Origin of the sequence: Acinetobacter sp. XS-4 (assembly GCF_023920705.1) — a bacterium.
GTDB lineage: Bacteria > Pseudomonadota > Gammaproteobacteria > Pseudomonadales > Moraxellaceae > Acinetobacter.
Genome location: NZ_CP094657.1, coordinates 365,004 through 391,036 on the forward strand (window position 1 = coordinate 365,004; position 26,033 = coordinate 391,036).

At 37.7% G+C, this 26,033-nt stretch carries 22 protein-coding genes and 1 pseudogene; 14 read left to right on the forward strand and 9 right to left on the reverse strand.

The genetic code is table 11. The annotated features are described in order from the left end of the window. Positions 1-9: 9 nt before the first annotated feature. A complete protein-coding gene (locus tag MMY79_RS01760) occupies positions 10-597 on the reverse strand; it encodes an NAD(P)H-dependent oxidoreductase (RefSeq protein WP_252611568.1) in 588 nt (195 codons plus the stop codon). Between the two features lie 242 nt (positions 598-839). Here MMY79_RS01760 and MMY79_RS01765 point away from each other — a divergent pair, with 242 nt between their 5' ends. Next, positions 840-1,205 (forward strand): hypothetical protein, encoded by a 366-nt coding sequence (locus MMY79_RS01765; RefSeq protein ID WP_252611570.1) that lies wholly within the window; start codon positions 840-842, stop codon positions 1,203-1,205. Positions 1,206-1,576: 371 nt separating this feature from the next. After that, positions 1,577-2,806 (forward strand): annotated as a pseudogene (locus MMY79_RS01770) (MFS transporter). 37 nt (positions 2,807-2,843) lie between these two features. On the opposite strand, the gene yccS reads toward MMY79_RS01770, so the two are convergent. From yccS to MMY79_RS01790, 4 genes are all read right to left on the reverse strand, one after another. Continuing rightward, on the reverse strand, positions 2,844-4,994 hold the full coding sequence (gene yccS / locus MMY79_RS01775) for a YccS family putative transporter (RefSeq protein WP_252611572.1): 2,151 nt from the start codon (positions 4,992-4,994) through the stop codon (positions 2,844-2,846). Between the two features lie 202 nt (positions 4,995-5,196). Continuing rightward, positions 5,197-5,766 (reverse strand): superoxide dismutase [Cu-Zn] SodC, encoded by a 570-nt coding sequence (gene sodC, locus MMY79_RS01780; RefSeq protein WP_252613406.1) that lies wholly within the window; start codon positions 5,764-5,766, stop codon positions 5,197-5,199. 125 nt (positions 5,767-5,891) lie between these two features. Next, the gene (locus MMY79_RS01785) at positions 5,892-7,010 is read right to left on the reverse strand and encodes an AI-2E family transporter (RefSeq protein ID WP_252611574.1); all 1,119 of its coding nucleotides are present in this window, start codon (positions 7,008-7,010) and stop codon (positions 5,892-5,894) included. A gap of 124 nt (positions 7,011-7,134) precedes the next feature. After that, positions 7,135-7,779, reverse strand: a complete 645-nt coding sequence (locus tag MMY79_RS01790; protein WP_013196737.1) for a ParA family protein — start codon at positions 7,777-7,779, stop codon at positions 7,135-7,137. Between the two features lie 158 nt (positions 7,780-7,937). On the opposite strand from MMY79_RS01790, the gene MMY79_RS01795 reads away from it, so the two are divergent. Both MMY79_RS01795 and MMY79_RS01800 read left to right on the forward strand, forming a co-directional pair. Further along, positions 7,938-8,405: a Holliday junction resolvase-like protein gene (locus MMY79_RS01795; protein WP_002116954.1), complete on the forward strand. Its 468-nt coding sequence runs from the start codon at positions 7,938-7,940 to the stop codon at positions 8,403-8,405. Between the two features lie 139 nt (positions 8,406-8,544). Beyond that, positions 8,545-9,108, forward strand: coding sequence for a hypothetical protein (locus MMY79_RS01800; RefSeq protein WP_252611576.1), 564 nt, complete (start codon positions 8,545-8,547; stop codon positions 9,106-9,108). A 50-nt stretch (positions 9,109-9,158) separates the two neighbouring features. Here the strand turns inward: MMY79_RS01800 and MMY79_RS01805 are convergent, their stop codons facing one another. Next, positions 9,159-9,692: a hypothetical protein gene (locus tag MMY79_RS01805; protein WP_252611578.1), complete on the reverse strand. Its 534-nt coding sequence runs from the start codon at positions 9,690-9,692 to the stop codon at positions 9,159-9,161. Between the two features lie 26 nt (positions 9,693-9,718). Beyond that, positions 9,719-10,507: a class I SAM-dependent methyltransferase gene (locus tag MMY79_RS01810; RefSeq protein ID WP_252611580.1), complete on the reverse strand. Its 789-nt coding sequence runs from the start codon at positions 10,505-10,507 to the stop codon at positions 9,719-9,721. 127 nt (positions 10,508-10,634) lie between these two features. Between MMY79_RS01810 and MMY79_RS01815 the strand changes: the two genes are divergently transcribed. From MMY79_RS01815 to astE, 8 genes are all read left to right on the forward strand, one after another. Further along, a complete protein-coding gene (locus tag MMY79_RS01815) occupies positions 10,635-11,912 on the forward strand; it encodes a hypothetical protein (RefSeq protein WP_252611582.1) in 1,278 nt (425 codons plus the stop codon). 413 nt (positions 11,913-12,325) lie between these two features. Further along, complete coding sequence (locus MMY79_RS01820) at positions 12,326-13,759, forward strand: amino acid permease (RefSeq protein ID WP_252611584.1); 1,434 nt, start codon at positions 12,326-12,328, stop codon at positions 13,757-13,759. 1,031 nt (positions 13,760-14,790) lie between these two features. After that, positions 14,791-16,065 carry a Glu/Leu/Phe/Val dehydrogenase gene (locus tag MMY79_RS01825; RefSeq protein ID WP_005038387.1) on the forward strand — a complete coding sequence of 425 codons (1,275 nt, stop codon included), beginning with the start codon at positions 14,791-14,793 and terminating at the stop codon, positions 16,063-16,065. 134 nt (positions 16,066-16,199) lie between these two features. Next, positions 16,200-17,414: an aspartate aminotransferase family protein gene (locus MMY79_RS01830; RefSeq protein ID WP_252611586.1), complete on the forward strand. Its 1,215-nt coding sequence runs from the start codon at positions 16,200-16,202 to the stop codon at positions 17,412-17,414. Between the two features lie 18 nt (positions 17,415-17,432). Beyond that, positions 17,433-18,464 (forward strand): arginine N-succinyltransferase, encoded by a 1,032-nt coding sequence (gene astA / locus MMY79_RS01835; protein WP_252611588.1) that lies wholly within the window; start codon positions 17,433-17,435, stop codon positions 18,462-18,464. After that, a complete protein-coding gene (gene astD / locus MMY79_RS01840; RefSeq protein WP_252611590.1) occupies positions 18,464-19,933 on the forward strand; it encodes a succinylglutamate-semialdehyde dehydrogenase in 1,470 nt (489 codons plus the stop codon). Before astA ends, astD begins: the two co-directional genes overlap by 1 nt. Positions 19,934-19,950: 17 nt before the next feature. Continuing rightward, positions 19,951-21,294, forward strand: a complete 1,344-nt coding sequence (astB, locus tag MMY79_RS01845; protein WP_252611592.1) for an N-succinylarginine dihydrolase — start codon at positions 19,951-19,953, stop codon at positions 21,292-21,294. 12 nt (positions 21,295-21,306) lie between these two features. Next, entirely contained in the window at positions 21,307-22,281 is a 975-nt protein-coding gene (astE, locus tag MMY79_RS01850) for a succinylglutamate desuccinylase (RefSeq protein WP_252611594.1), read from the forward strand. Between the two features lie 60 nt (positions 22,282-22,341). Here the strand turns inward: astE and MMY79_RS01855 are convergent, their stop codons facing one another. Then, entirely contained in the window at positions 22,342-23,175 is an 834-nt protein-coding gene (locus MMY79_RS01855) for a hypothetical protein (protein ID WP_252611596.1), read from the reverse strand. A 585-nt stretch (positions 23,176-23,760) separates the two neighbouring features. On the opposite strand from MMY79_RS01855, the gene MMY79_RS01860 reads away from it, so the two are divergent. Further along, entirely contained in the window at positions 23,761-24,069 is a 309-nt protein-coding gene (locus tag MMY79_RS01860) for a hypothetical protein (RefSeq protein ID WP_252611598.1), read from the forward strand. A 35-nt stretch (positions 24,070-24,104) separates the two neighbouring features. Continuing rightward, positions 24,105-25,460: a S8 family serine peptidase gene (locus tag MMY79_RS01865; RefSeq protein ID WP_252611600.1), complete on the forward strand. Its 1,356-nt coding sequence runs from the start codon at positions 24,105-24,107 to the stop codon at positions 25,458-25,460. A 103-nt stretch (positions 25,461-25,563) separates the two neighbouring features. On the opposite strand, the gene MMY79_RS01870 is transcribed toward MMY79_RS01865, so the two are convergent. After that, positions 25,564-25,998 (reverse strand): hypothetical protein, encoded by a 435-nt coding sequence (locus MMY79_RS01870; protein WP_252611602.1) that lies wholly within the window; start codon positions 25,996-25,998, stop codon positions 25,564-25,566. Between the last annotated feature and the right edge of the window lie 35 nt (positions 25,999-26,033).

The window sequence follows — 26,033 nt, forward strand, 5'->3', positions numbered from 1 at the left end:
TTCTCCTTATTAGGCTGCTGCAAATACACTATTTAAGTGTGCTTTATATTCTTCAACATAACTATCAACGTCAGGCATTTTAATCACGTCGTTTACAATAAAAGTCGGTAATGTGCCCATGCCTAAGAACTGATTAGCTTTATGAAATGGTAAATAAACACCATCTACGCCTACGCCGTGGAAGAACTGATCTGCATCGTCAAATGCTTCCATTGGTGCATTCCAAGTGAGTGACAGCATATATTTTTTGTCATGAATTAAACCACCTGAACCATATTGTTTTGAAGCATCAGAGCGGCTACGACCATCACTTGCATAAAGTGAACCGTGACCTGTCGTAAATACATCATCAATATATTTTTTTACAGTCCAAGGTGCACCCATCCACCAACCTGGCATTTGATAAATAACAACATCTGCCCATAAGAATTTTTCTACTTCAGCTTCTGCATTGTAGTCACTATCTGCACGAGTCACTTGAACTTCATGGCCTAGTTCAGTGAGATGGTCAGTTGCCAATGCCGTGAGCGTGTCATTTAATTCACCATTTGAATGGGCAAATTGTTTGGCGCCATTAATCACTAAAATATTGCTCATGAGAGTTACTCTAATTAAATTCCTAAATTTGATGCATACTTTAAAGAACTTACTCTTAGAGAAAAATGTAGTAATTGGAAAAATATTGTTGACTAATAATCAATAATATTGGGTTGCTATCTCATTCTGAGTTATTTGCTTTGAAGAAAAACTTTATATTTATAAATCCGTTTACAATGTTGAACGGAAAAAAGTATTTGTATTCTTTAGCATTAAGTTTGAGTAAATCTAAGAGATCACGTATGAGAAAAATGAGTTTGCTGATTGCTTTTAGCCTTGTAATGCTAACGGCTTGTGCACCAACTAAAAACTCTTCTGCTCAACTTGCTGATAGCCCGATACAAGCGGTATTACTTGATCAGCCCGATCTTTTAAATGATGCAAACAATTTGGATATTTCACAGCAAATGAATGCTGCCGATGATCCCTCTAATGCTCAAGTCACTATTTTACAGACAGATCCGAGCGAAGATGCGATAACAAAAGTCCGTACAGAATATTTATTAAAACGAGACCAGCAAGTCTGGAAAATTGTAAATAAAAAGCAAAGCTATCAATGTACACAAGGACAAGATGCCCCAGACTTTCAAGTTAGTCCTTGTCCTTAATGCTTAATTTTTTATCGAATATGTGGATAACTTTGAGTTTGTGCACAACAAGAATTTGCAGGTCTTTTTGTGCAAAAAACTGAAATTTAAGCTTCTTGAAATTGCGTGATTGCTGATCAATTTAAAAAGTGCTATTGTTGCGCTCGGCAATTGTGCCAATTGGTAAAAATTACCGAATCTCACGTCATACATTTTTTCTCGTTTTAGACACCTTGTGAATACGGTGTTTCACATTCTAAACATGCACTCTCACAGCATATAAAAACTTAACTAAAGATTGATAGACCGTACTGTCATCATCGTGACTACATTATTTATTTCAATATGTAGTTGCTGAGACATTTTGGCCGCTATTTTGAAGTGTACAACTCATGAAAAATATTCAAACGACAACGTTGAACCGTACAACGTTGATGTTTCCTTTGGCTTTAGTGCTATTTGAATTTGCGGTTTATATTGGCAATGACCTTATTCAGCCAGCAATGTTGGCAATTACTGAAGATTTTGGTGTAAGTGCAACTTGGGCACCATCTTCAATGTCATTTTATTTATTAGGTGGCGCTACAGTTGCGTGGTTACTTGGACCGTTGTCGGATCGTCTCGGACGTAAAAAAGTACTGCTAGCAGGGGTTTTGTTTTTTGCTCTATGCTGCTTCTTAATTTTACTAACGCGGTAAATAGAACAGTTTCTGGCATTAAGATTTTTGCAGGGAATTGGCTTAACTGTAATCTCCGCAGTCGGTTATGCCGCTATTCAAGAGAGTTTTGCTGAGCGTGATGCAATTAAAGTTATGGCACTCATGGCAAATATCTCATTGCTTGCACCATTGCTGGGGCCTGTACTTGGAGCCTTTTTAATTGATTATGTGTCTTGGCATTGGGGATTTGTCGCCATTGCTGTATTAGCATTACTCAGTTGGGTCGGTTTGAAAAAACAGATGCCAAGTCAGCAGGCCAGTGTAACTCGACAACCTTTTAGTTATCTTTTTGATGATTTTAAAAAGGTGTTTACTAACCGCCGTTTTTTAGGTTTAAGTCTTGCTTTACCGTTGGTGGGCATGCCTTTAATGCTTTGGATTGCTTTATCTCCAATCATTTTGGTAGATGAGTTAAAGCTCTCCAGTGTGCAATATGGCTTGGCTCAATTTCCAGTATTTCTTGGTCTCATTGTAGGCAACATCGTCTTAATTAAAATTACTGACCGTCTCGCTTTAGGTAAAACCATCCTGATTGGCTTACCGATTATGCTGATTGGAACAATTATTTTAATATTAGGTGTAGTTTGGCAAACCTATTTAATTCCTTGTTTGCTTACAGGCATGACGCTCATCTGTTTTGGTGAGGGAATTAGCTTTTCAGTTTTATATCGCTTTGCACTCATGTCATCTGAAGTATCAAAAGGAACTGTTGCAGCGGCAGTTTCGATGCTATTGATGATGAGCTTTTTTGCAATGATTGAGCTGGTACGTTACCTCTATACGCAATTTCATTTATTGGCCTTTGTATTATCTGCATTTACCTTTATTGCTCTTTGGTTTACTCAACCGCGAAGTGCTTTAAAGCAGGAAATGCAAGAGCGACAACAACAGGGCAACAACTAAAAAATACCGGAATTTATATTCCGGTATTTTTTTAATATTAGGTAATTTCTTGCTCTAACAGCTTATCTTTAAGCATCAGCAATTCTGGTAATGTTTCTAACAATAAACTGATTTGTTTTAAAACTAGGGTGTATTTCTCAGATAGTTGTTCTTGAGCTGTTAAGTCCTGAATTTCTATTAATATTTGAGAAATGAGCGTGTGGTCGGGTAGGGTTTGCTCAAGGACACTCTGGCTCAAAATTTCTTGGCAGTGTAGTAATAATTGCAAAACCTGCTCTTCATCAATTCTCTGTCGTTGGCTACCTAACGCTGCCACATAACTTAGCTGGCTGTGGCTATAAACTAAATAGCGAAAAGCGTAATGAATGAGCTGAGGATTTGGATTCGGTTCAGCACTTAAACTCGAGATCATGTTCGACAGCTCGATTTGAGCATTATGGGCAGCACGACGAATTCGACGGTACTCTATATCCTGATTTTTGCCATATTGATATTGCTCAACAATCACATTGAAATAATCTAAGGTCGCTTTACTACTTTTCTTAATATTGTTAGGAATATTGCGGAAGTTCCAATCAGGCCAAATAAAGTTTACGGCAAGCCATGCAATAAAACAGCCCAATAGCGTATCTATCAGGCGAGGCAAAATAATGCTGTAGCCTGCACCTTTTAAGTTAAAAATTAACAGCACCATCAGGGTGGCCATAAGCGTAGCCAATGCATATTTCTTTTGCCGTAAGTAGAAAAAGCAGACTCCGCAAATAATCGTAATGATGAGTTGACCTTCAATACTCGGTACAAAATATAGAATAGGTATTCCTAATAAAACACCCAGCAAAGTACCAATAGTTCTTAGTTTAAGACGGCTTTTAGTTGCAAAATAAGTGATCTGACAGACAAATAAACTGGTCAGTAAAATCCAATAGCCATGCTGAGCAAAGGGTAATAATGAAATGGCATAACCTGCGGCGAAAACGACTGCAATTCGTATGGCATGTCTAAATAAGGCCGACTGCGGTGTAATCTGTTGCCTGAGTTTTAAGATCAGATCTGAAAACCCTTGAATATCATCATCAAGTAAATTTAAGTGTTCTTGTCTTGTTTGGGTATTATTTTCAGGGAAGGGCTGTGCATATTGTAGTTGTTCAAACTGTTCATGCATTCCTTTTAAATTATCAAAAATAAGTCTTAAGTTTTTAACTTCAAAGTTTTGTGGATGCTGTTGTATCCAGTCCTTTAAAGAACTTTCCAAATGGTTCAATACCGTCCGGCTTTCTTGCGATGGCTGAGATGGTCGATTATGCAAAATACACTGAGCTAGATCTTGGCATGCTTGAGCCTGTACGCGTAAATTTTTCTGGAAACGGAAAATAAGATCACTACGGCTAAAGTTCTGTTGAATATGTTCGTAATGTAAATAATTTGAAGTTGCTTGTTCGTGAATGTCCCGCGCAAAAAAATATAAATTTAGCCAATAGATACTTTTATTGCTGACGCGTGAAGCCTTGAGTCGAGTGAGCAAGGAACTGCGTATTTGATTGAGGCTTTGGGCAACTTGTGTATTTTGTAGCGATAATTCATATAAAAGCTGTTCTACGTTCTCTTTATTGTCGGGATCAAACAAACGTGCTTTTGCTTGTAGTAGAACAGAAATTTCTTTAAAAATTTGTGAAAGCTTATCTTGTAAGGGAAGTGTCGGTTTAATAATAAAAAACAAGATAGATGTGAAGCCATACCACAAAGCACCATAAACAAAGTAGGTGGGTTGTTGGTACCAGTGTACATATTCTCCTAAACCGAACATGCTATAAATGGAAAGCAAAATAGTGCCAAACGAAATTGTGGCGTAACGTTGCCCTAAAGCGCCTAATAAAATGAAAAAAGCACTCGAAAGAGAAAGATATAAAATAAAGAAAATTTTGTAAGGGGCTAAAAAGCCCAGAATACTACTGACTGTAAAAAAGAGGAGGCAGACATAAACCAAGTTGCGTAATCGAATACTTAAGCGATCATCAAAGTCGGTTAACGCTGCTGCAATCGCGCCTAAAGTTACAGGAACGATGAGCTCGTTATGGTCTAGCCAAAGTAAACCTAAAGTTGTGCCTGTGAGTACAATCAAAATTTGCAGGCAATAAATTAAAATGGAGTTCGTCTTAAAACTATTAAATATTTGGGTCAGATAGTTCACGGCTTTTGTTCTAAATTAGAGAATACGTGAGAAAGCAGTATGTAACTTTAAATTTTTATTACTTCAAAAATATTATTCTTTTTATCTACAAAAGTCAGTCATTTTTTAAGATTTTATTAGGCTTAAATCAAGTTGTAACGATCAATAAATTAACAAAATTGTGGATATCTTTTTAGATACCCACAATTTGAAAAGACATAAATTATTTAATCACACCACATGCAATTCGTGCTCCGCCACCACCGAGAGGCAAAGGTGAGTCTGAGTAGTTATCGCCACCCGCATGAATCATAATAGCTCGACCTTGAAGATCAGCAAGTTTCAATCGAGGTGCGATCACAGCAGTCGTTGCAACACCAGTATTATCGACCACTAAAGCAGGTAAATCACCTAAGTGGCCAGTTGTTGGAGTACCGTGATGAGGGGCTTGATTCGGGTTATAGTGACTACCAGCAGCTAAAGCAGCACCAGCTTTCCCATCTTTCTCAGCTGGTTCACAAGAGGCATTTTCATGAATATGGAAACCACGAGTACCGCTTGGTAAATCAGCTAGAGCAGGAGTAATAATTAAACCTTTGTCACTATCTTGAAAGCTAATCGTACCTAATTTTTTACCAATACCAGCGGCAGTTACTTCATTTACATCAACTACTTTTTTCGTATGCATTGTCGTTAATGCTTGAGCTGTATCAGATACAGTTTTTGTGACTGAACTACAGCCAACCGTAAAAAAAGCTGTAAGCGCACAGACTGCGCCAATTTTATTAAACATCTGCATGATTGGATGTCCTTATAAATATATATGATTGTTAGATTCAAACAAACGCAGGTCTAGCCTACAAGTTAATTTAAATAGTTAATTTGTATCTAGAAACATTTTTAAATTAAATAAATATGTCAATCTTTATAGCTGGAAGATTCACTTTCAGAATCATAAATCATAGTCGTTTTAGGCATAGGTTCAGGCTCAATGGTTTCATGTAACCATTCACGCCAAATTGCCAGTAAAATAGCCAGAATTACAGGTCCAATAAATAAACCTACTAATCCGAAGCTTGCAATACCACCTAACACACCAAACATAATTAATAAGAATGGAATTTTTGTAGCGCCAGAAATCACAAGTGGTCGAATCACATTATCTGAGCTACTCACAATCACTACACCCCAAACCACTACACCAATTGCTTCCATCGTTTGTCCCTGAGAGAACAACCATAGACCGACACCTAAATAGGAAATTGGTGTACCAAATGGAATTAAAGCTAACAAGAAAGTAGCAATGGTAAGCACCATTGGGTTAGGGACACCTGCTACGAAATAACTTAATCCAGCTAAAACAGCTTGAGCAATTGCAGTTAAACCCACGCCGTAGACTACAGCACGAGTCGTTTCAGAGATCGTATCGAGATAATGGTGAATACGAGGGCCTATAACCATTTCTAAGGCTTTGCTCACCTGAGATAAAATCATTTGACCATCACGATAGAAGAAAAATAGGCTAAATACGGCAAAGCCAAATTTGACAACATTTTTACTAATTTCACCGAGCAGCATTCGACCATAACTTAAATGGCTTTGAACCCAAGCTGCGATATTCTGAATAGTGCTATTTGGATCAGTATTTATTTCATTGAGTGTGCGAGAAATTTCTTTTCCAACAAAAGGAAGTTCGCGAATAAAATCAGGAACACTTAAATGACCTGAAAAAACCTGACGTTGCAAGTCAAAATATAAATTGCGGCCTTCATGCTGCAAAATAAAAATAGCGCATGTAAAAGGGACGCCAACAACCAGAATGACCAGACTAATCATTAGAGTTGCATTTAAAGTATTACGGGTTTCTCCAAAAAAACGTTGAATTCTTAAATAAATAGGCCAAGTCATATAAGCAATGATGGCAGCCCAAAGTACAGGAACAATAAAGTATTTCAGGATATTAAATCCTAAAAAAATCAAAATAAAAAACAGCCCAAACAATAAAACGCGCTGTAAATTAGGAGCGTATGGATGCACGAACAATATTTCTCTAATTTTCTACATAGAATAAAGTCATATTAACTGAAAAATAACCTGAGGCAAATTTTAAGGCCGTAATGTAAAGAACCTTATACATCTCTTTTTAGAGACTAAAAGTTCTTTAAAACCACTCAGCTTTATCTTCAACTAACTTGTTTAGAACAGGTTGCCATTGATTTTGAATCGTAATAAAGTTTTTTTGAGGTTTATCAAAAATGCTTAAGCCTTGCATCGCTAAGCTACCATAAGCCGTACGTTCAGCAATCCACGCAACAGGTTCCTGTTCAATTTTTTCAAAAAACTGTTGAATATCTTTTGAGCTAGCACTATTCGGTTTTACACGATTAGCAAGAAGTAAAATCTGAACTTTGCCTTTACGAATACGTTTAATATCTTGTAAATGCTTCAAAAAGCGACGAGTACTGTCTATATCAAAAAATGAAGGCTGAAGTGGGGTAATAATGGCATGAGCTTCACTAATGAGTTGCTCAGCATGTTCACCTGAAAGTGCACCAGGCGCATCAATAATTAAATAATCCAGATTTTTAGGTGCGTCACCAATTGATTTTTCATGACGCCAGTCGAGGCTTTGAATTTTTGCGACGCCATCGGGGCGCTGTTTTAACCACTGTAAAGCCGATTTTTGATTGTCCGAATCTGCTAATGCTACTTTATATCCTTTTTGTGCCAATGCTGTTGCCAACGTAATGGCCGTCATGGTTTTTCCGCATCCGCCCTTTTGATTTGCAATAAGTATCGTTTTCATAAATCCAATTATTTTCAGCAGCACATTTGTTTATGTTTTATACCTTAGCATCTTTTTATGTGAAGGAGATGACCACATTTGACAAAAGTTTAAGCTGTTTCGTTATTTTAGATATGATTAGATCTGTAATCTTGATTCGCGCTTTTTAAGGAAAATTTATGTCTGTATGGCTTGCCATGCTTATTGGGGCTGGAATTGGCATCATTATCACTACTCTTATTTTATCAAACACTCGGAATGGCCGAATTAAAGCTGAATATGAGCAATATATTGCTGAACTTGAATTAGAGCATCAACAAGCCCTCACTCAAGCACAAAAGAGAAGTGTAAATACAAGCCGTGCTGTGTTGAAAGGAAAAATGGCAGAACAATTTGCTCCAGTTTTGCCTGAATTTCAGTATCTACCAAGCGATGCCAAATTCATGGGCGATCCGGTGGACTATATTATCTTTGATGGATATACCGATTTTCGTGATGGTGATGGTACGGCAGAAGACATCAATATTATTTTACTTGATGTAAAAAGTGGTGGTGCAAGACTCACGAAAGGCCAGCAGGCCATTGCGCAAGCTGTACAGCAAGGTAAGGTTCGTTTTGAAACTTTGAGAATCGATTTTGAAGATTAAGAAGCTATTTAATTCAGCACAAAAATAGACGAAATTGATCTGTATTGTTACTAAATTCCGATATTTTTTTCATCACTTATGGCTACTATAAATTGAAGATCTTTTTAATTTGATCTAGCAATATTCGAGGTATAAAGCGATGAAAAAACAACGTTTAATGATGGGCTTATTAGCTGCTATTAGCATGAGTTCAGCATTTGCATCGACCTCAAGTGAATATAATATTGCCAAAGGTTTGAGCCCCGTTGAAAAAGACCAGTCAATTTCTGTATTGCAACCTTTTCAGGGGAATTTCAGAATACTTGGTTCAAAAATATATCACAGTGATGAGCAAGCTAAGTTTTCTCCTATCGACTATGCTGTAAGTTGGGGATTATTTGCACAGCCTGAAATTGCACGCCATATTTCAGTGAAACAATATGACCGTTATTTAAACTGGAAAATTCCTAGATTACCTGTTCCGGCAGAGCAAGCAATGCAAATGGTGTCTAACATGCACATCATTCCTGCAAACCCTGAAATTGCTCAGCAGATTAAACAGGTTAAACGTGGTGATTTAGTCTATTTAAAAGGTGATCTTGTCGAGATTAAGGATAAAAACTTAGTCTGGAAATCTTCACTTACACCAACCGATACAGGCGATGGTGCTTGTGAACTATTCCGTGTGCAATCTATTCATTGGGTTGAAAAGCAAAATATATAATTTAAAAAGCCTTCATGAATATGAAGGCTTTTTAGTAAGCAATGCCGTTCTTATTTCTGTTGCGATGCTTTCCAATATTTTAATTGATTTTGTGCTTGTAAATAGTCAGCAAGATCATTGATCTGCTCATCTTTAGTCGCATGCTTATCACTATAGTGTTTTTCTTGGTTTTCCCAATATTGATAAAGTAGGCCTTGTACATAACGGCCTTGCTCAGTTTTTAAATCTAGATCTTTTAACATGGTAAGAGCAGAGCGCACATTATCAAGCGTACGCTGTTGCTCAAACTCTGTAGTTAGCGTTCCTGCTTCATGCATTTTTGCTAATTCAATTTCCATCTCATCGCTCATTTCTGTAAAGCGTCGGTCATAGTCCTCTAAGAGCGCAATGTCGTGTACATCATCAGCAGTGGCAGGGAATGTCTTAACAGGTCTTTCATTTAGTTTTTCTAAAACCTGATCGGTAGATGATGTCGCTGAGTTTTGCTCAGTCTTTGCAGGCTCATCCGCTTTTTTACAAGCAGTAAGTAATAGGCTAGAGCAAAGCAAAGACATTAATATGACCTGAGGTGTTTTCTTCTTCATAACTTTCAACCAAACCTATTCACTAATTATTTAACGGGTAACGTACTTTTCTGAAAGTGATATGCATATGTGACATATGGAAAATCAATATGATCTTGAGGACCCAATCCAGTAAAATCATAAACAATTTTTTCAAACTGTGCTTTGAGTTGTAGTTGATCTTTTTCGGTCATTGCAGCAATAAAACTTGTTGAGAGCAAACGTTTACTCACAACTTGTTCGACAGGGCCGCGTTGTGACTGAGTAAAAGTTTGTAGGCTATCAAATACAAATAAATCTTGTTGTTCAAACACACGTTTCCAATTTTCACTATGGTAACGAGGTGTGTCTCCTTCTAGTGGAAGCAGAAAATCAGCTAAGGCTTTGACCCAGTCTGTATGTTCATCGCGTTGATTCCAAACAAGGCCTAAATGCCCTTGTGGTTTTAATATCCGATACATTTCTGTTAGGGTGTCTGTGTTGTCAAACCAGTGGAAAGATTGCGCACAAATAATGGCATCAATTTTATGGTCTGCTACAGGAATTGAATGGCTAAAAGCCTGTAATGTTTTGATATCCGGATAAACATGTTGCAGCTGCTGTAACATCTCGCCAATTGGCTCAACCGCAATAACATCTGCATGTGTTTGTTTTAAGTAGGGTAAGAATTTGCCAGTACCTGATCCAAGATCGATAACAGCAGAGTTTTCCTGTATTTGTAGGCAATTTTGCAGCCAACTCACTATTTCTGCGGGATAATTAGGTCTAACTTGCTGATAAAGTTCAGCAGCTGAGCTGAAGCCTTTTTGAGCGGCAGGATGTAAGGATTGTGTCATATTTTGCGCTTTTTAATCTGACTGGCATCTATAAAATAAGATACTCCGCAATCATAAATTGGCAAAACACCTATTTTGTTTCATTTTTGACGTTGTATGTGGGAGTAAATTTTCTTTCGGTGTGAGCATGGATAAGCAAATTATTTTTGAAGACGAACACATTAGAGCCATTTTTTTACCAGGCGATTCTAATACATTGGTTCTCTCTTTTGGCGATTTGATTACCCGAGCGAGTGGCTTATCTATCAATGCTGAAAAGTCCCTAATTAAATACCAATACAATGTTATTGGAATAATGCCAAAACAAAAATCATGGTTTCCTCAAGCGAGCATGATTGAGCTGGCGAAAACAATTTCGTCTGTTCTTCAGGGTTTTAAAAATATTGTGGGTTATGGCGGTTCGATGGGCGGCTATGCAGCAATCAAATATTCTAATTTATTGAATATGAACCGTGTGATTGCATTTGTGCCTCAATATTCAATTGATCCTGATCAAGTTGAGGATCGACGCTATGCTGAATTTTTCGATGCTGTAGCAAATAAAGAGATGCAGATCCAGACGCAAGATGTGGATGCAGCACGTGAATACGTCATTGTTTATGACCCTTATTTTTCGACCGACCGTGAACATTATCTAAAAATAAAAGAGCTATTACCAAACTTACATACGATTCATTTGCCATTTACTGGTCATGAAGCATTGTCTGTACTGGCAAGCTCAAGTTTATTGCATGATTTTATTGAACATGACTTTGATGAAATTTATTTTTATCAACAGGTTCGAAAGGTCAAAAAGCAAAGTAAATTTTATTTCCGTAATGTACTTGCGCATGTTCTTTCGCATCATGATGACATGCTGTTAAAAATATTACGCCAAAATGATTTTCAGCTTGATGAGCGTTATTTTGATAACCCACTTAAACAGGCTATTACTCGTAGCCTTATGAAAGCAAAGCAGGCAACTGAGTTAGACTTTCAAAAACTGGGTATTAAGGTACAACAAACTCAGCAAGAGGCGAGTTATACAGAAGGGTTACAGAATAGCTTTGGCTCAATTTTGGTATTTAACCTCATTAATTCAAAGTTTGAGAGTTATGCTCTAGATGTTCTGTTGGCAAATAAGTCTTATTTGATTCCAATTGTGGCTGAACACACTGGTGTAGTTCACATTGAATTAAATGATGAAACCTATTTGTTAGGAATGAATGATCGCAAAGTCATTAAATTGTTTAAGTACGAACAGCCTTTAACATCTGATATGAACCCATTTGTAATCAAAAAATATTCCGAATTTTTTGCAATCAGCTATAAGCAATTAAATTTATCTTGTGATGAACACGGGATGTGTGAATTTATAGAAGGTTCAATTCAGCCGACTGAACAACTAACCTCTATCAGCTTTTAAAACTTTATAGTGGTTAAATAAAGCTCAGACCTTTAGGTTTGAGCTTTATTTTTTGCTAAAAAAATATTTTTTCATAAACTTATTTGTATATTAATTTGAAATTCATTATTTAAATAAATGGTGTGTTTATTCTGCGAATATTTGTTGTATTAAAAGTTGATATAACTAATGGTGAATATAAATACTATATTTTAAAATAAATGGGTTTTATTGATATATAAATTATAGAAATAGTGTGAGGTTAATTAAAATACATAAATAACTAATTTTTTATATAAGATTTTGTTTTTGTTGTTTATTTTATTTGGTGTGAAAAGACCTGCTTAAAATAAGTTCACTATTTAAAGATAATTGCATATTTATTTTTTTATCCTAAAATGATTTTTTACTAAATTGTCGTTACAGTTTTTTATATGCAATCATTAAATTATCGGAATAATGATGCATCGCAACATGGAAGTTCTGCACCTTTGAAACGAGCAATGAGTACTCGGCATTTGGTGATGATCTCCCTTGGCGGTGCTATAGGAACAGGTCTTTTTTTAGGGTCGGGTGATGTAATTTCCCAAGCTGGCCCAATTGGCGCAATTATTTCTTATTTTTTAGGCGGTTTAATTGCCTATACCGTGATGTTATGTCTGGGTGAACTTGCAGTACATGTACCAGAATCAGGATCATTCGGTGAGTATGCTCGTCGTTATATTGGTCCGGGTACAGGTTATATGATCACTTGGCTCTATTGGTTAACTTGGACCGCGACTTTAGGAACTGAGTTTACCGCCGCAGCTTTACTGGTTCGAGAGTGGTTTCCCTCTACGTCTGTTTGGGCTTGGACACTGTGTTTTGGTGCCTTGGTTTTTTTTCTAAATGTTAGTTCAACACGATTATTTGCCGAGTCAGAGTTTTGGTTGTCACTTGTCAAGGTTGTTACGATTATCTGTTTTATTGGTTTAGGTTTGTTGGCAATTTTTGGTTTTATTCCTTATCACGGACACGAAACTGCACCGTTATTTAGTAATCTAACCGCTCAAGGTTGGTTCCCACATGGTTTATTCCCAATCTTTGCAACCATGCTGATTGTTAATTTTGCTTTTTCGGGTACAGAATTAATTGGTGTAGCTGCTGGTGAAACTGAAAATCCTGAAAAAACTGTTCCTAAAGCAATCAATGCTGCTATTTGGCGACTACTGATTTTCTTTGTCGGCACAATTGTTGTAATTAGTTCATTGTTACCATTCCAGCTTGCTGGTTTGAGTGGTAATGAGGTGAGTAATAGTCCATTTGTGACTGTGTTTAATTACATTGGTATTCCATATGCGGAAGATATTATTCGCTTTGTAATTATTACGGCTTTACTCTCTGCTGCAAATTCAGGTTTATTTGCTGCTTCACGTATGATGTGGTCGCTTTCAGCAAAAAACCAATTACCAAAAATATTTTCAAAACTTACACCTTCCGGAACACCGATTGTAGCTATTGTGGTCACAATGCTGGGCGCTATACCAGGTTTACTTTCAGAACAATTTGCACCTGAAACTATTTTTAAAAACTTATTGGGTGTTGCTGCTTTCACTATGGTTGTCGTGTGGATTGCAATTTGCGTATCTCAATTTAATTTCCGTAGACAGTGGTATAAATCTGGTAGAACTGCAAAAGATTTGCGTTTTGCTGCTCCATTATTTCCTTTAACTCCAATTGTGGGCGGTCTGTTCTGCGCCATTACTTGCATTAGCATGGTATTTGATCCTTCGATGCAGGTAGGCTTTATTTGTTGTATTGTTTTTATTCTTTTGTGTTATGCGAGCTACTTCATTTTTTATCACAAGAAAGATGTGGTGCAGAACTAACTAAAGTATGTGTTCTCATGCGTAGTCTAAAGGCCCCATTTGGGGCCTTTTTTGTGGTTTGTAGTAAATTAAGAAGAATGGATTTTATATATTTTTTTTTAAAATGAATTTTTATTTTTAATCATAAAAACAAATATTGTTTTATAAATTCACCATTGATCGGATTTTTATTAATATTTTTTTATTATAACTATTTGATTAAGTCTATGTTTAGTCTTGTTATTTAATAAGGAGCTGTTTTTGTTTTTTTAGAATAGAGGAGTGGAATGGGCTTAATATGGATTTAATGTGGAGAGTAGATAGTTTTTTGATGATTTTTTAGAAAAATAAATTTATTAAGTTGCTGTTATATAACATTTAAAATATTTACATTTTTTGTATTTATGGTGGTTTAATTTATATAAATTTTTTTTATTAGAGTTAAGGGTTTTTTAATATTTGTTGTTTTTTTATTATAAGTGTTAGTACGATTTGATTATTTTTTCTCTGCTTATTTATTTTAAAATGTTCTAAATGAGCGTGCTCTATGCTATATTCATTGGAAGATTTTATATCTATGTTGCGGCTTAATTTTAAGCAGTATGTGTGGAAATAATTAATCTGTAGGATTATTGAACAAAGTTTATTTTTAAAAAGACTAATGGAGGGATCTATCGATTAGTCAAAAATAATTTTATGGACTCATGATTTTTGTAAATCATAGTTCTTTTTAACTCCCAAACGGTTATGTCACTTCTTTTGTATTTATATTTCAGCCGGCTGGTTTTAGTTGGTTGTGGTTAGTTTTTGCTTTCATAAAGCTCTCTTTATAAAAGCAATTTAGACAAAAGAAAACTTGTAAAAGATATCGGTATATAAAAGTAGATCGTACTTTTAGTATCAACAAATGGAATTTAAAAAATCTGATGCTTTAGAAGAGCAAAAGATTTAGTAAATAAACTAAGATACTGTTATTTCAGGGTTTTAGTTGCTAAATAATAAAGATTGCAGATTTATCAAATCTGAATCTATGAAGGTATATAGGAAAAAAGATGTCAGATCTTTCATACGTAAACGAACACAGCGATGCATGGCAAACTTACTTGGCACAGATTGACCGTGTTGCTCCGTACTTAGACCACTTAGCTGAGTTTATCGATACTTTAAAACGTCCAAAGCGTGCACTTATTGTAGACGTGCCAATTGTAATGGATGACGGTTCTATTCAGCACTTTGAAGGCTACCGTGTACAACACAACTTGTCTCGTGGTCCTGGTAAAGGTGGTGTTCGTTACCATCCAAATGTTGATTTAAACGAAGTTATGGCGTTGTCTGCATGGATGACAATTAAAACTGCTGTTTTGAACTTGCCATTTGGCGGTGCGAAAGGTGGTATCCGTGTTGATCCACGTAAATTATCTAATCGTGAATTAGAGCGTTTAACTCGTCGTTATACGACTGAAATCGGTCACATTATCGGGCCTCAAAAAGATATCCCGGCTCCAGACGTTGGTACAAATGCCAATATCATGGGTTGGATGATGGATACTTATTCTACAAGCCAAGGTTACACAGTAACTGGTGTTGTAACTGGTAAGCCAGTTCACTTAGGTGGTTCTTTAGGTCGTGTAAAAGCGACTGGTCGTGGTGTATTCGTTACAGGTCGTGAAGTAGCTGCAAAAATCAATTTACCAATTGAAGGTGCGAAAGTCGCTATTCAAGGTTTTGGTAACGTAGGTAGTGAAGCTGCTTTCTTGTTTGTTGAATCAAAAGCAAAAGTTACACACGTACAAGACCATACAGGCACTATTTTCAATGCTGATGGTATTGATCTTGAAGCGTTACGTGATCACGTAAATGCAAATCAAGGCGGTATTGGCGGTTTCGCTGGCGCGCAATCAATTGCTGATGAAGATTTCTGGACAGCAGAAGTTGACATTATTGTTCCTGCTGCATTGGAAGGTCAAATCACTGTTGAGCGTGCTCAAAAACTTAAAGCTAAGTTGATTTTAGAAGGCGCAAACGGCCCGACTTATCCTAAAGCTGAAGACGTATTAGTTGAGCGTGGCATTGTTGTAGTACCTGACGTTGTATGTAACGCCGGCGGTGTAACTGTAAGTTACTTCGAATGGGTTCAAGACATGGCGAGCTACTTCTGGACTGAAGAAGAAATCAATGAGCGTTTAGACAAATTGATGGTTCAGGCTATGGATGACGTTTGGAATACAGCGAACAGCAACGCTTGTACTTTACGTACAGCAGCTTACATCTTGGCATGTGAGCGTATTTTAAAAGCTCGTAAAGAGCGTGGTATTTTCCCGGGCTAATCTGCGGAAATTACTTTTAGAAAAAGTGGTCTGAACAAATATTAAGGATGTTATAGGGTTATTTGTTCAGCCCCTTTTCTGAATTATTAAAATTCAAGTGATATCGAATATATTAAATAAATACTGAGGTAAGCATGGAACAGCCAATTTCTGTAACTCGAAGCAACTTTAATGACTGGATGGTTCCAGTTTTTGCACCGGCAAATTTCATTCCGGTACGTGGCGAAGGTTCACGTATTTGGGATCAAGAAAATAAAGAATATATTGATTTTGCAGGCGGGATTGCAGTAAACGCATTAGGTCATGCGCATCCAGTGGCAGTAAATGCTTTAACAGAACAAGCAACAAAACTTTGGCATGTAGGCAATGGTTATACAAATGAACCCGTTCTACGTCTTGCAAAACAACTTACTGAAAATACATTTGCAGATAAAGTTTTCTTCTGTAACTCAGGTGCTGAAGCGAATGAAGCTGCATTAAAACTAGCTCGTAAAGTCGGTCTAGACAGTGGCGTTGCTGGTAAAAGTGGCATTGTGGCATTTAATAATGCTTTCCATGGCCGCACTTTATTTACCGTTTCAGCGGGTGGTCAACCGAAATATTCACAAGACTTTGCACCACTTCCAAATGGCATTAACCACGTTGCTTTTAATGATTTAGACGCTGCAAAAGCGGTGATTAATGAGCAAACATGTGCAGTCATTGTTGAACCAATACAAGGTGAAGGCGGTGTTATTCTTGCTGACATTGAATTTTTAAAAGGTTTGCGTGCACTGTGTGATGAGTTTGGTGCCTTACTTATTTTTGATGAAGTGCAAACGGGTGTAGGCCGTACAGGCGCACTTTATGCTTACATGAACTCTGGCGTTATTCCAGATGTATTAACCACTGCAAAAGCATTAGGCGGCGGTTTCCCAGTGGGTGCAATGTTAACAATAGATAAGTTTGCTCCGCATTTTTCAGTGGGTACGCACGGTACGACTTACGGTGGTAACCCGTTAGCAAGTGCAGTTGCAGGTGCGGTATTTGAATTTATTAATACCCCTGAAGTACTTGAGGGTGTGAAGCATCGTCATCAATATTTCCTCGATGCACTAAATGCATTAAACGCTGAACATCAGATTTTTGAAGAAATTCGTGGTGAAGGTTTATTGATTGGTTGTGAATTAAAAGCTGAGTATGCAGGAAAAGCTAAAGATATTACGACTTGGGCGGGTGAAGAAGGTTTACTTGCTTTAATTGCAGGCCCGAATGTGGTTCGTTTTACTCCGTCGCTTATCATTCCTGAACAAGATATTGATGAAGGGATTGCTCGTTTAAAAAGAGCATTGGCAAAATTGGCTAAATAAAAAAAAGGAAAGCTAGCCATGATGATCGTCCGTCATGCCGAGTTTCGAGACCTTGAAGATATTTATAAATTAGCGGGTAAGTCGGGTGTAGGCCTGACTTCCTTGCCACAAAATATGGATACACTTTCGGCTCGAATTTCACGTACTCGCAATACTTTAAATGGCAATGTCCATAAAAGTGAACAAGGCTATCTGTTTGTTCTTGAAGATACAGAAGCTCAACGTGTTATTGGTTTAAGCGCAATTGAAGTTGCTGTAGGACTCATTGAGCCTTGGTACAACTTTCATGTTGGTACTCAAGTACACGCTTCAAAAGCATTAAACGTTTATAAGTCACTACCTACCTTATTTTTGAGTAATGACAGAACGGGTAGTAGCGAACTCTGTACATTATTTTTAGATCCAGAGCGTCGTGAAAATCAAAACGGTAAGTTCTTATCGAAAATCCGTTTTATGTTTATTGCTGCCTTTAAGCAATATTTCGAGAAAAAGTTAATTGCTGAAATGCGTGGTTTCTCAGACGAAAATGGATGTTCTCCATTTTGGGATGCGATTGGTCACCATTTCTTCAATATGGATTTCTCGACAGCAGACTATTTGAGTGGAATTGGGCAAAAAGTATTTATTGCAGAGCTTATGCCACGTTTTCCAGTCTATGTAGATCTCTTGCCAAAAGATGCGCAAGAGGTGATTGGAAAAATGCATCCACAAACTTTGCCTGCTTATCATGTACTTGAGTCGGAAGGCTTACGCTATCAAGGATATGTCGATATTTTTGATGCGGGTCCAACCATTGAAGCCAATATTGATGAATTACGCGCAGTAAAAGAAAGTCAGTTCTTAAACGTCAAAATTACAAGTGAAGCTGCGGTCGGTAAGACCCAATATCTCATTGCTAATGATAATTATCATGACTATAAGGCAATGTTAATGAAGCTTGATCTTGTTGATAAAACTATAAATTTAACACATGAACAAGCTGAAAAACTCGGTGTACAAGAAGGTCACGTCGTTCGTGTGCTATCACTAAATCCAATGGAAGTATCCTGATGTCAAATTCTTTATTTATAAACGGTGTCTGGTTACAAGGCCGCGGCACAACATTTGAAAAAACAAATCCAGTTGATAACCAAACTGTATGGTCAGGTGCTGAGGCAACTGCTGCTGATGTAGAGCAAGCTTGCCAAGCAGCGCGAACTGCATTTCCAGCATGGGCACGTTTACCACTTGTAGAGCGTGTAGCGATTGTTGAGAAATTTGCGGCTTTGCTTGAAGAAAATAAAAAGCATTTAGCAGAAGTGATTAGCCAAGAAACCAGTAAGCCATTTTGGGAAACATTAACTGAAGTTCAGTCAATGATTGGCAAAGTTACAATTTCAATCCGTGCTTATCACCAGCGTACAGGTGAAAGCTCAACTGAAATGGCCGATGGTGTAGCATCTTTACGTCATCGCCCACATGGTGTGCTCGCAGTTTTTGGCCCATATAACTTCCCGGGCCATTTACCAAATGGGCATATTGTTCCTGCATTACTTGCAGGAAATACCGTGGTATTTAAACCAAGTGAATTAACGCCTTGGACTGCTGAAGAAACTGTGAAACTTTGGCAGCAAGCTGGTTTGCCAAATGGTGTGATGAACTTGGTGCAAGGTGGTCGTACCACTGGTGAAGCGCTAGCTGCCTCACATGAAATTGACGGTTTATTGTTTACCGGAAGTGCAAACACAGGTTATCACTTGCATAAGCAAATGGCGGGTGCTCCTGAGAAAATCCTTGCGCTTGAAATGGGCGGCAATAATGCATTGATTATTGATGAAATTATTGATGTCGATGCTGTGGTTAATCTCACTATTCAATCAGCCTTTGTTTCGGCGGGTCAGCGTTGTACATGTGCACGCCGTATCTTGGTGAAAAATGGCGCAGAAGGTGATGCATTTATTCAACGTTTCGTTGAAGTTGCTAAAAATCTAAAAGTTGGTCGCTGGAACGATGAACAACAACCATTTATGGGGGGCGTAATTTCGTCGGTTGCTGCATTAAACATGATACGTGCTCAGCAAAAATTACTTGAGCTTGGTGCAAAAAGTTTGTTGCCAATGACGCGTCCACAAGATGACAGTTCGCTACTTACTCCAGGCATTGTTGATGTAACAGGCGTAACAGATATTCCAGATGAAGAATATTTTGGTCCACTTACAACCATTCAGCGTTATGACCACTTTGATGAAGCATTAAAAATTGCGAATGCAACTCGCTTTGGCTTGTCAGTTGGTCTGGTTTCACCAAAACGTGAACTGTTTGATCAAGTACTTATTGAAGCGCGTGCTGGTATTGTGAATTGGAATAAGCCATTAACAGGTGCTTCAAGTGCTGCGCCGTTTGGTGGTGTGGGAGCATCTGGTAACCACCGCGCAAGTGCTTTTTATGCAGCTGATTATTGTGCTTGGCCAATGGCTTCACTTGAAAGTGACAGCTTAACCTTACCAGAAAAATTATCTCCAGGGATTGTGTTGCCTTAAACACTAGGGAAAGAAAAATGAAAGGATATGAAGTAAATTTCGATGGTTTAGTGGGGCCAACACATCACTACGCGGGTTTGTCGTTTGGTAATGAAGCATCGACAAAAAACCGTAATAATGCCTCGAATCCAAAATTAGCAGCCAAACAAGGTTTGCTAAAGATGAAAGCTTTGGCTGACATGGGAATGAAACAAGGCGTGCTTGTTCCGCATGAGCGTCCACATGTTCCAATGTTACGCCGTTTAGGTTTTACAGGAGATGACATTAGCGTAGTTGCTCAAGCAATGCGTCATTCACCTGAACTATTATCATCGCTAAGTTCGGCTTCGCCAATGTGGACTGCAAATGCGGCAACAGTTTCACCTTCGGCAGATAGCCAAGATGAACGCGTGCATTTTACCGCAGCGAACTTGAATAATAAGTTTCACCGTTCAATTGAAGCTGAAACTACAAGTCAAGTTTTACAAGCCATCTTTAAAAATGAACGCCACTTTGTACACCACGAAGCATTGCCACAAGTGGCTTTGTTTGGTGATGAAGGTGCAGCAAACCACAACCGTTTAGGTGGTGATTATGCTAAACGTGGAGTTCAAGTTTTTGTTTATGGTCAACAGCATTTAAACAATGGCTTACCGGGACCAAAACGCTATCCAGCTCGTCAGACACGTGAAGCAAGTGAAGCAATTGCTCGTTTGCATCGTTTAGATGATGCGCATACCGTTTTTATTCAACAAAATCCGGATGTAATTGATCAAGGCGTTTTCCATAACGATGTGATTGCGGTAAGTAACCAACAGGTTTTATTCCATCATCAACATGCATTTTTAAATCAAGATCAGGCTTTTGCTGAAATTCGTCAAAAGATGGCAAGCATCGGTGAAGATTTTATCTCGATTGAAGTTCCTGAAAACCGCGTTACTGTTGATGATGCCGTAGCAACTTATTTATTTAATAGCCAGATTTTAACTCGTCCAGATGGTGGAATGACCATTGTGGTGCCAGAAGAGTCTCGCCAGAATAAGGCAGTTTGGGGTTATCTGAACGATATGGTTCAGATGGGTACACCAATTGATGCTATTCAGGTATATGACTTACGTGAAAGTATGCGTAATGGTGGTGGTCCGGCATGTTTACGTTTACGCGTAGCTTTAAACGAAACTGAGTTAAATGCTGTAAATCCAAAAGTATTAATGAATGATCAATTGTTTGGCACACTCAATCAATGGGTCGATAAACACTATCGTGATCGTTTAGCACAAGAAGATTTAGCTGATCCGCATTTACTCATGGAAAGCCGTATGGCACTTGATGAGCTTACTAAAATTTTAGGTTTAGGTTCGGTTTATCCTTTCCAAAAATAATGAGGAGGTGACATGCAAGATTTTCTAGCATTAACCTTACAAGGTGAGCAGCCTATAACACGTGAAGGTAAACAAGATAATTTTTCTTGGCGTTGGTTAGGTGAGGGACTTCTTGAATGTACGCCAAACGCACAGTACGACAAAGCTGTCGTACTGTCAGCTGGAGTACATGGTAATGAAACAGCACCAATTGAATTGTTATCTCATCTTTGCACAGATTTATTTGCGGGACGTTTAAACCTTGCTGTGAGGTTGCTGTTTGTATTGGGTAACCCCTATGCAATGCGTCAAGGTAAACGCTATGTGCATGATGATGTAAACCGTATGTTTTGTGGTGGATATAAAACTCTACCCGTGACTGACGAATCAAAACGTGCTGAAGTTTTAGAGCAAGTGGTCACGACTTTTTTTCAGGAAAGTTCAAGCCAAGCAAAACGTTATCACTATGATTTGCATACCGCCATTCGTGCCTCTTTGTTGCCAACGTTTGCTTTATTTCCCTATCAAACACATGCTTATGATGCAGATTTGACAGCGAGCCTTGAAGCAGCTGACTTGGACGCTTTGGTTTATCACAATGCAGTGGGTAAAACATTTACGCATTTTACCAGTGAAAATTTTAAAGCTGCGAGCGCAACTTTAGAGTTAGGCAAAGCCTTACCATTTGGACAAAATGATTTGAGCCAGTTTGCTGCAATTGATGAAGTTATTCGTCATGTGGTTTCTAAGCAAGCCTTGCCACCACGTAGTAAAACAAAAATTCGGGTCTTTAAAGTATCGGACTCTTTAATTAAAAAAGACGAAGATTTTCAGATGAACTTATCGGCTGAAGCACCAAATTTTTCGACTTTTACCAAAGATGAAATCATTGCGGTTCAGCCTTCTGGTAATTATGTTGTTGAGCAAGATCAAGTCTGGATTTTATTTCCAAATCCAAATGTGAAACTTGGTTTACGTGCAGGTTTGGTTTTAACTGAAACCAGCTGAATATTTGATTTTAAGAAATAAAAAAAGGGCAATGAATTGCCCTTTTTTATTTATAAGATATTAGTTCGTACCGAAAAGACCTTTAACCCAAGATTTCTTTTCAGTTTTTTGTGTAGATGTTTGAGCACCAGCGTTTATATTTGCGTTTGTGTTAACTCCAACAGGGCCAACGTTAACACCAACATTTACGCCTGTTTGAGCATTAATTGCATGTGCTGGTTGAGCTGCATTCAACTGTGCTTGGGCATCAGCTTTAGTGTCTGCTACCAATTCTTTTTGCTCAGCTTGATTTTGAGCTACACGAGTTTTCACTGCATCTACACGCGCTTGAGCATCAGCTTGTTTTTCAGCAGTAAATTCTTTTTGGTCAGCTTGGTTTCCAGCAACTTTAGTTTTTACAGCATCAAAACCTGCTTTTGTATCAGCTTTAGCTTCAACTGCTAGATTTTTAGTACCGTTTGCAGCTTTAGTTGCTACATTTTTGGTACCTGTTACTGCTTCGGTAGCAAAATGTTTAGTACCAGTTGCAGCTTTAGTCGCTACATTTTTAGTACCTGTCGCAGCTTCGGTAGCAAAGTGTTTGGTACCCGTTGCAGCTTCAGTTGCTATATGTTTTGTACCATTTGCAGCTTTAGAAGAAAGTTCAGTCACTTTTCCTGTTGTTTTTTTAGTTGCTTTAACTGTAGTGTCAGCAGCGACATGACCAGCATGCTTTGCTGTGTTACCTACAGTGTATGCAGTATTTTTGACTGTATTGGCTACGCCACTAACAAGACCACCCGGTTGTACATTTACTTGAGCAGAAGCATCTGCATTAACACCCGCACTTTGTGCAAAAATAGAAGCAGAAGCAAGAACACTTGCAGTAACGATAGCTGTTTTCATCATTTTCATTGCGATATCCTTCAAAGAATATACCTTTTTAGTGAGGTATTTCATAAACGCAAACGAATCATAGCCAAGGGAATATAGCGTTGGGAACTAACTTCAGCAAAATGTTACAACAGTGTTACGTTGATTAAACACATTAGGGATGAATTGTGGAGATGAATAAAAATTAATAATAAAGTGAAAAAGAACATTTATTTGTTAGATATTCTAACTAAATTAATCTTCGTCTTATCTTTTCTAAAAATGTCCTTTAATGTTGTCCATTTCGAGTTCTCTAGTTTTCCCTCTATATCTTTAAATGCGATGTAAATCTCATTATTTATTAGAGTAAACGGCATAGTTATTGCTTATTATGAGAATAAGGCGCTTTTTAGCACTCTTTTGAACCATCTTCTGCCAGAAATATAAACGTAAAGGGCAGAACTGTATTTTTGCTTATTCGGGATAAAGTTATTTTAACTTTTTAGTGCTTATGTATTTCATTAAATAGATTTTTCACATGAAAAATATATAAAGAAATGCTGCTTTATTTCAAATAATCAAAAATAAAAATAGATATCTATAAACAAAAAAACAGAGATATGAGAGATGAAAATTATTGCTTCCCTTCTTGTACTAGTCGGCTTGGTCGCCGTTGTCCTTTATTTAAAGCACACAAGTGGTGCATCTGATGTGTTTGATTCTGCTTTACATGAGTCGAATTCGCCACAACCAGACACATCGTCTTTTCTTTCTAAACTTAAGGAGCCTACTCAACCTAAAAATCTATCTCAACATTCAACTCATCCACAATCGGTATCAGCTGATACTGTTCCTTTTTATGACACAAAAAGTGATCTTTCTATTCAACCGATTGATCCAGAAAAAGATCCAGCAAATGAAATAAAAGCGAAATAAGTAAATTGTTAGTTGAAAAACTACGGAGAAAAATAATGCAAAGTAAAACGTTATTTCTATTAGGTCTATGTACGATTTTAAGTACAACTGCATCAGCTCTTCCTTTAGATTCTAAAGGTGCTAAACAGCGATTAAATCAGGCAGCAAAACAAAAAGTATTTCAGGGTAAAATCGATTTAAATGCCTTGGTTAATAATGATTCGAATGATTTAATTGTTGAATACAATATTTCTTCGGTGAGCGTCCCATCCGGTTTAGAACGGCGAAGTTTTATTGCAACAAATAAGAAAAATTTACAGGCAAGGTTTAACCGTGCTGGTGGTGTTCAAGTACTTCGGGACTACAATAATTTGCCTTTAGCTTTTTATCGGATTAGTAACCGCGAAGCTTTGGTCTCTTTACTCAATGACCCTAATGTTAAAGCGGTATATCCAAATCGTATTAATCAAACCACGACCAATGAAAGTCTACCTTTAATCAACCAACCACAAGCCAACAATAATGGTTTCACAGGTGAAGGCTCTAGTGTGGCAGTGATTGATACAGGGGTGAATTATCTTCATTCTGATTTTGGGTGTACGGCAGTAAATACACCATCAAATACTTGTCGGGTTGCTTACTCATTTGATAGTGCACCAGATGATGGCGCTTTAGATGATGATGGGCATGGTAGTAATGTTTCAGGTATTGTGTCCAAGGTTGCCACCAAGACCAAAATTATTGGTATTGATACCTTTCGACGTGTTCGGGTGAATGGTCAGTGGGGGAGTACTGCTTATGACAGCGATATTTTGGCGGCTTTAAACTGGACTGCAAATAATGCCCAGACTTATAACATTAAAGCAGTGAATTTAAGCCTTGGTGTACCAGGAGTTAAATACACTTCAGAATGTAGTAATAGCAGTTATGCAACAGCATTTGCTAATGCGCGAGCTGCTGGTGTGGTTCCGGTTGTAGCTTCAGGTAATGATGCATTTTCAGATGGAATATCATCTCCTGCTTGTGTTGCTGGCGCAGTAAGAGTGGGTGCTGTTTATGACAGTAATATTGGTGGTGTGTCATGGGGGAATCCTGTGAAATGTTCTGACCCAACAACAGCAGCAGACAAAGTGGCGTGCTTTAGTAATGGTGGTAGCCTTGTGACTTTATTGGCACCGGGTGCAATGATTACGGCGGGTGGTTACACCATGGGAGGTACATCTCAAGCGACACCACATGTGGCAGGTGCAATTGCTTCGTTGCGAGCAAATAGTGTGAGTCCAACGGAAAGTATTGATCAAACCATCAGCCGTTTAAAAACGACAGGTAAACCAATTACTGACTCAAGAACGGGCTTGGTTTTCCCGCGTATTGATTTATTGGCAGCAACAAATGGTTTAACCATTAATTAAATAGCTTATTTATAATTTTTTAAATTAGGTCCAAGAAATTTTTAAAATAGCGATAACCCGTTGCAGCAGGTAGCTTCTGCAACGGGTTTTCTATGGATAAGTATTAATGGCACTTTTCTAAATTTGCTGGATTAAAGTTATTTTGAAGTTTTTTGAAATTACTCTGAATTTCTGGATCTTGAATGTTAAAAGTGGTCGAGCTTTTGGTTGTAGAGTTAGTTGCCTGATTTAATATGCCTGAATCATCAGGGTATTGTTGGGTGAATGATGTGGCTGAAATTAGACCTTTATCATTAAATACCCAGTGTTCAGTAACGTGTCCACCCCCTAAATATCCCGTAAATTCAATCATACAAGCTTGCTTATCTTGTTTAATGAGTTTGGCTACATTGCCTGTAGTCGATGGATAAGCTTCAATATTCGTATCTTGCTCTAAAACTTGTGCCGAAGAATAAGACGAAGAAGGAGGTGCAGAGGTCGCACATGCAGTTAATGCTAAGCAGCATAGTGATGAAAAGAGAAGTTTTTGACTATTCATAAGGCAGATTCCTAGCTCTTTATAGTTGATGATCA